Origin of the sequence: Sphingomonas sp. BK580 (assembly GCF_014194975.1) — a bacterium.
In the GTDB taxonomy this organism is placed as follows: Bacteria; Pseudomonadota; Alphaproteobacteria; order Sphingomonadales; family Sphingomonadaceae; genus Sphingomonas.
This window is the reverse complement of the sequence record NZ_JACIAY010000024.1, coordinates 1-6,968: the sequence shown is the minus strand read 5'-3', so window position 1 is coordinate 6,968 and position 6,968 is coordinate 1. Positions and strand designations below refer to the sequence as shown.

The following is a 6,968-nucleotide window of genomic DNA, read 5'->3' as shown; positions in this document are numbered from 1 at the left end:
GTCCGCCAGCGCCGCGTCGAGCGCGGCGACCAGCAGCGGCACGTTGCGCGACTCATTGTACACCGGCACCACGATCGCCAGCTCCGCCGGCAGCGGCGACACGTCCGAACGCTCGGGCCGCGCCCGCAGCGCCGACCCTTCAGATCCAGCCAACATCGACACACCCCCGCACTCATCCGCCGAAGCAAGGATCGGCGACTCCCCGTAACAGCGCTGCTTTAACCTATGCTGCGGCGCAGAATAAGGAAGTTGATTGTAGTGAGCGCAACGAGTGTTCCAAATCGGAGCACCTGTATGCTACTTCTAGCCGAGGTTGCAGCATCGGTGCTTTGCAAGGGTGCACGTTGCCCAGCGTTAACCCTCATTTGGTATGTAAAAAATGCGGCGACTGCGAGCGCGACGGCAGAGAAGAAGACGGCCGGGCAGCGTTGGCAGCGCGTAGCGACGCCGCGCAAGTCCTCCAAAAGGGGAACATGATCTCGATGCGGCTGTGGCGTGGGGCGCGCCGCTTGTCGAATTAGACCGGCTCGTCATGCGATCTCCGACCTGGACTGCCTGAACCGGTCCGCATCGTAGCCATGATCGCCGAGAGCCGCTGCGCCTATGGCAGGCCGCGGAGGATGAAAGATCTTACTGCATCGACTATCTCACTACCTTTAACAACATCGCAAATCTTTGCCTCGAAACGAGGTGCAAATTGGCCCAGGCGGTCGTGGGCAAATTCCGCCCGCTGTCAGCATTCATGACAAGAATATAGTCAAACTTAGTCTCCCAGTTCGTAAGGTATTCCGGTTTTTGGCTTTTGGGTCGAGGATCCTGGCTGGCCAGCGCGCTGATATCCTGCATCGGAAATCCGCCGGGATTGCTCGACTGTTGGTACGGCGGCGTAGCGATGACAGGCTGCTGGCCGTAAAGCGTGAAAGCATCGGCCCAGAAGGCGCGTCGATCAATAAACGCCAGTGCCGCATAGTGCCAGTAGCTGTTCGGATAGCCATAAGCCATCAATCGAGACCGAAGAATAGCCGTATCCAAGTTGTTCGACGACGCATCAACAGCAAGCACGCGACTGCCGGGCGTTACCGAGGCGAGTACGGCGCGAACGTCGCTAACATCCTGCTGCGCATCGATCCAAACGCGCCCGATGAGTGCTATCCGTACGACGAACAGCGCCGCGATCGCGAGAGCTACAGCAGCGCCAATCGGCCGCGGCAAGCGAGGGAGGGTTGCTGCAAAAAGAAGAAAGCCCATCATCACCGGTATTCGGGTGTCAATGTAGTAGACACCTTTGGCCCCGGTCGGCAATACCAAGAAGATCAAGGTCAGTAAAGGAAAAGCTATGAGCGAGAACGGCGCAATTTGCAGACGCCGGGTAACGAGGAGCGCCGCGAATATAGCGCCTAGAGCCGTTAGAATGCCGTAGGTCAGCAAGGGAGAATACCCTGCAACGGGCACGGATAACGTCGAAAGCTTCGTCGCCCAGCCCCTGCGGATCACCGCTCCTTCTGTTCCCGCCAGTGGAGAAGCCACATAGAGAATGAGAGGTGGGATCAACGCAATCGCGGCGGATCCCAGATGCCGGATGGCGAACGGCACTATGCCGTGACTCCTCCATCCACGCTGAACTACAGTGGCAAATTCCCAGCAACCGATCAGCAAGGCATAGAAGCCAAATGCGAACAGGTGGCTGAAGAATGTCGCTAATCCAAAAAGGACGCCCATACCGATGCCCGCGACTGGCTGCCGTCGTGCCATCCAAATCCAAATGGCGCTTCCCCAAAGAGCTATGCCGACCCCGATTTGGAAATTGATAAAGCCGAGCAGGAACGGTAAATTGTACACTACCAAGCCAACCGCCAATGTCCAATATGATCGTTGTCTATAACATGCCCAGTTCAGAGCAATTGCACCAGTTGCCGGCATTATCGCTGCGATCGACAGCAATATCTTTCCAGCAAGAATGGGAGACATTATATAAAGAAGGGGAGGTAGAATCAGATCTAAGGCAAGATTTGGACTAACAAGCCACTTCACTGCAAACATTTGCGACATGGTCGGATCGGTGGAACTAAACGCAAGAAATATGGCTCGCGCCAAATGGTTGGGATAGTCAGTTAACGGAGGAACGTCGACCAACATTAGGGGCGTCACCAAGCCAATTAGCATCAGCGTAACGGCAAACCACCAGCCGCTGCCTGCATCTGAAAAGGATCTCGATAGAGGCCACCACTTATCGCGTAGTCGCGAGCGGTGGACTTCCGCTGCCGGCGATGGGTGTGGCATCGTTGAGTTACTCCCTCGGCAGGCGGACCTGAAGACCAGGTCGGCTCAGTCTGACGCGAATGTCCACTACATGGAGCGGCCGTATATTGGCGATAGTGGATAAAGCGCCCGCATGCGTTCGTCGACCTTTCAAAGGCCACATTTTCCCTTTCACCGTATATCGCTTGTGATCGCATCAGCCGGCCATGCGGCAAAAGGTCCCGCTGCCTGGTGTATAGATCCAAGCCAGCGCCGCCTGTGCGAAGGCACTGCAGGCTGGCTCGACCAGTGATCAGCTTAACAGTCATGATCCAGGTTTTGAAGAAACGTTCGCTTAATTGAAGTTATTAGTACTTGGCCCTTAAGCGAAAAATACAGCAGAATGATATATCAAATGGAGTCTCGTAGGCATCGGAAGGTCACGCATCCCTACGCTGGATCTTCTTCACCTGCTCAGTTTTTGTAACACATTAGCGGAACATGAGTACTTTCGCAAAAAAAAGGTGTGTTCTTAAATTTTGTCTTATCTAAGGCTAAACACCAGCACGAGGTGCTCTTCCCTCTCATTATCTAATCACATCGACGTTCGCCTATTAACGCCAGAAGTGCGGAAACAGATCTTCTAGTTGTCGATAGCTCCCGCTTCAGGTCTCGACCGTCTGGCAGGAAGGAGGCTCGTACAACATCGTCTGCGAGCGCGCGCACAAGCGTCGGGAGATGACCAGCGCCTTCGGCATCAAAGTCGGACGAGGATCTCTCTACGCCACTCGGTCTCGATGGCTCGACCTCCTGCGTGCCTGCGTGCCTGCGTGCCTGCCTGCCGGCGACGGCTTCGGTGAGAACAAGGCCCCGGGTCGAGAGGCGCCTAATCGATCCCCGAAGCGGCGCGGCGTGACGCCCCGCTCTCCCTCGGCGGGAATGGCTTGGTTGCCTGAACGAACCCCTTCAACGTGCCGGATGCCTCGCGCATTTGGGGCGCGCTCCTTCTGCCAAACATCGAGGCAGCGCGGCACTTCAATCGTTCATCGTTACACGCTATACCCCCGCCACCATGGCGACCGTCGCACCAGATTTGCAATTTGACACCCGCGAGCAGCTCGCGCGGATCGATAAGATGAAGGTCGAGATCCATCAGGCGCAGCCGGATGTCGGCAATACCGAGCTCGAGGTACTGCGATGATTCTGGCGACCCTCCGCGGCAGCATATCTTGGTGCTTCGCGCATTGGCCGGGCACCGCGCGCGCCGCCACGACGAAGTCGATCTGATGAGCGCAGCGTCTCCCGCCCCCGTGCAGCCCGAGCCCGGCGCCGATAGCAGGGTGCTGTTCCTTACCGAGGTGATCAACTGCAACGACGGCATCGCCACTTACTGCCAGACGCTCGCCGCAGGGCTGAAGAGGCGTGGTGTTCACGTCCATCTGATCTCGGGTCCGGTCCGCGCCGATGCCACGTCTGAGCGCAAGCGCATGCTGCTCGAGGAGGCCATGGAGGAGTGGCACGTCTACGAAGGGATGAGGCGCTTCCCCTCGCCGTCACTGGTGCGCCGCGTCGTCGCTTACGTGCGGGAGAAGCGGATCGCCGCGATCAACGCGCACGGGCTAGGCATGTTGTGTCTCGGCAAACTGGTGGCGACGCTCACCGGCGTCCCGCTGGTGGGCACCTACCACCAGTCGGTGCTGGGCGGGCTGGAAACGGTGCGTCGTGACGCTAACCGCAAGTTCGGCGCGGCGCAGGAACTCTACCTTAGCCTGTTTTTCCCCGATTGGCTGGTGGTGCTGTCCGACGAGTCAGTGCGCTTCCTGCGGCAGCACCGCATTCCGCACAAGAAGCGCGTCACCAAGGTAGCCGCGGGTACCGACCTCGCCCATTTCTATCCGCCCTCACCGGCCGAAGGTGCCGCCGCGCGCGCGCAGTTCGGTTTCGAGCCCGATGAACTAGTGTGCGTGCTGCCGGCGCGGCTCGCCTGGGTGAAGGGCCCTGACATTCTCATCGACGCGGTGCGACTGCTCCGTGCCGAGCGGCCGGCACTTAAGGTGCGATGCCTTTTCGTCGGCAGCGGGGGCGCCGACCGTGAGCGTGAGATCGGCGCCTATGCCGCCCGCGACGGCGCGGAGGACGCGGCCGCCTTTCGCTTCGCCGGGTTCATGAGCGACGTGCGCCCGGCGCTCTGGGCCTCCGACCTGTTCGTGCTACCGAGCCGCTTCGAGGGTTTCGCGATCGGTGCAGTGGAGGCGATGGCAGCGGGGCTGGTGCCGGTGCGCACGCTCACCGGCGGCACCACTGAGCAGATCGTCGACGGCGAAACCGGCTTTATCGTGCCGCACGAGGATCCGCGCGCGCTGGCGGACGCCATCGTGCGGCTGAGCGACCCTACGCTGCGTAAACAAATGGCGGCGCGCAATGTTGAGCGTGCGCATCGGCTGTTCGGCATCCCGGCGATGATCGACGCCATCCTCCCGCTCTACGGCCTCATCGGCAACGCGGCGAGGCGCGTGTGAGGCTGGCCGAGCTGATCTGCGCCGAGACCCACGCGCCAACACTTGCCAGCCTGGGCTGGCGCCTTCTTGGGAAAGAAGCGTTACTCGCTCACCGGTGTGAGGAGACGCAAGAAGATGGCGAGCGCCGGGTGGGCACGGTTCGCCGCTCTTTACTGACTTAGGATGATCCGCATCATGGCGCTTGCCTCGGCACTTGCCGCGGATGCGTTCTCATGCAGGTCGTCGAAGAACCAGCCCCCCGACTGCGCCCCGACGCGACCACCAAACATCGCCTCCTCGTCGAGGAAAAGCGCTCCTTTCGCGACCGCGAGCGCGCGCAGCCGCGGTTTCCAGACGGCGCGGGTTGCATCCGAGCCGCCGCCCGCAGTGCTGCCGGCGACGGCGGGCCATATCACGATCACGTCCCCGCTGAGTTGCGCCTTGTCGATGATCTTCGACTCGCTCGCGAGGAAAGTCGCCAGCGGCTGGCCCTGGTTGAGGTCGTTGGTTCCGAGATTGATAACGGTTAGGGTAGGCGCGTAGGCCGCGAGGGCGTTCCCGGGCGACCAGGCGTTCGTGGTGTCGGCTTGGAAGTCGCTGCGGACGCCGACGACACCGAAGTTGGCGATCTCGACCGCGGGAGTGGCGCTATCCCATGCCGCCATGCCGACGAAGTTGAAGTTTCCGCCCCCGGTGCGAGCAATCGCGATCGGCGAGTTATCCTTCGTGTTGAAGGTCACGTCGGCCCTGCCGAGCGCCGCCGGACCGTTAGAGCTGAGATTGAAGGTTTCCGACCCTTTCGTGACCCTGAAGGTCGCGGCGCCCGGGGTCTGGACGAAGTAGACCGTCGCGCGGTCGACGAGCTTCGCTGGGGTGAACGTGCCAGCCGTGGTGCCGCCGGAGTAATAGGCCGCCCCACCGAGTGAAACGTCGCCGCCGCTCCAGCCCGAGAAACCGGACAACTTCGGCTCGTAGGAGACCGCCTCGGCCATCGTGCGCGCACCGCCGACACCGAAGAAGGTGTCGGTGATGGTGGGAAAGCCGGCGTTGGCGAGCAGCTCGCCGACGCGGCGCGGCTTGCTCTTTGGCGCGCCACCCGCGAGCGGGTAGAAGCGAGTCTTGCTGTCGCCGACAAAGGCGATGCGGATGTTTGTCGTGCCGCCCGAACGAAGGGCGTTGAGCGCCTTGCGCCACTTGGGCAATAGGGAGCGGGCGCGAGAAGTCTGAGCGCCCGACGACGTCGGCACGTTCCTTATCAAAGCGCCAGCGGTGGTCGCATTGCTCGAGCTGACCTGGATGATGCGGGCGCTCTCATCGCCTTTGATCGTCGCATCAGTTTTAGCAGCCGTCGGCGAGACACCGGACAGGGCGAGCACGGTTGCACCCACCCGCACGAGCAGGTTCATCATATCTTCTTCCTCTTCATCAGTTATCGATAAAAAGCGGGGAGAGTGCCAGAAGCTTTTTTGCGTTGAGCTGCTGATCGATTGAGCGACTCTGCGCCTCCAGGCGGCGATTCACGCCGAAGTCGGCGCCTCTGTTGGTTACGGCCTGGTCAAGCTGGCCGGTTTGGGCGTCGCCTAGGCCACTCCATTTCTTCTACGACGCGCCGCGGGCGGGAGATCCGCTGCCGGAACACCGACGGCGAGGGATCCCTAGAAAAGGTCTGGGCAGGGCAACGCAGCTTGGCTTATCGCCGAACCACGTTCCTATTCAGGCAGCGCGGGTACCAGCATCAAGGGCGGGAGCAGCAACTGGCACGCGCGCGGCGGGCGTCGATCGGCTTGCACGGTAGTTCTCCCTGGTTATGGCATCGATCTCTTACGCACGCTGACGGTGATCGGGCTGGCAATATCTGCGCCTGGCGAGGTCCGCTTCGCACGTAAGCTCACTCAAAGTAGCTCTTACCTGATCGGCGTCAGACCGATCCGCGACGATTTTCACGCCGAGAACGGCGAGAACGAGCAGGCGATCAGCAGTGGCGCGCCGAGCATGATCAGGCGGTTCGCGCATCTTCCCTCGACGGCTGCTCGGCCAGGTTGCGATGAGGCGGACTCATTCAGAAATGCCTCTGAAGACAAGCGCAATTTTGGACATGTTTTGTGTATGGCTGGGCGTCTACTCGCTTTATCGATCTGCTAGAGCGGTTTCCGGCCTTTCTGAATCATCGAGGATTCACACGGGCGCGGTTTTCTGATTCAGGCTCTGGGCCGGGTCAGGAGGCCGGCACGG

At 60.7% G+C, this 6,968-nt stretch carries 4 protein-coding genes; 2 read left to right on the top strand and 2 right to left on the bottom strand.

The genetic code is table 11. The features are described 5' to 3' along the window. Window positions 1-642: 642 nt before the first annotated feature. Window positions 643-1,968, bottom strand: coding sequence for a hypothetical protein (locus FHY05_RS22120; protein WP_183946684.1), 1,326 nt, complete (start codon window positions 1,966-1,968; stop codon window positions 643-645). Between the two features lie 1,342 nt (window positions 1,969-3,310). Here FHY05_RS22120 and FHY05_RS22740 point away from each other — a divergent pair. After that, the gene (locus tag FHY05_RS22740; protein WP_260181781.1) at window positions 3,311-3,439 is read left to right on the top strand and encodes a hypothetical protein; all 129 of its coding nucleotides are present in this window, start codon (window positions 3,311-3,313) and stop codon (window positions 3,437-3,439) included. 31 nt (window positions 3,440-3,470) lie between these two features. Further along, complete coding sequence (locus FHY05_RS22115; RefSeq protein ID WP_221191379.1) at window positions 3,471-4,757, top strand: glycosyltransferase family 4 protein; 1,287 nt, start codon at window positions 3,471-3,473, stop codon at window positions 4,755-4,757. A 149-nt stretch (window positions 4,758-4,906) separates the two neighbouring features. Here the strand turns inward: FHY05_RS22115 and FHY05_RS22110 are convergent, their stop codons facing one another. Next, complete coding sequence (locus FHY05_RS22110) at window positions 4,907-6,145, bottom strand: SGNH/GDSL hydrolase family protein (protein ID WP_183946682.1); 1,239 nt, start codon at window positions 6,143-6,145, stop codon at window positions 4,907-4,909. Between the last annotated feature and the right edge of the window lie 823 nt (window positions 6,146-6,968).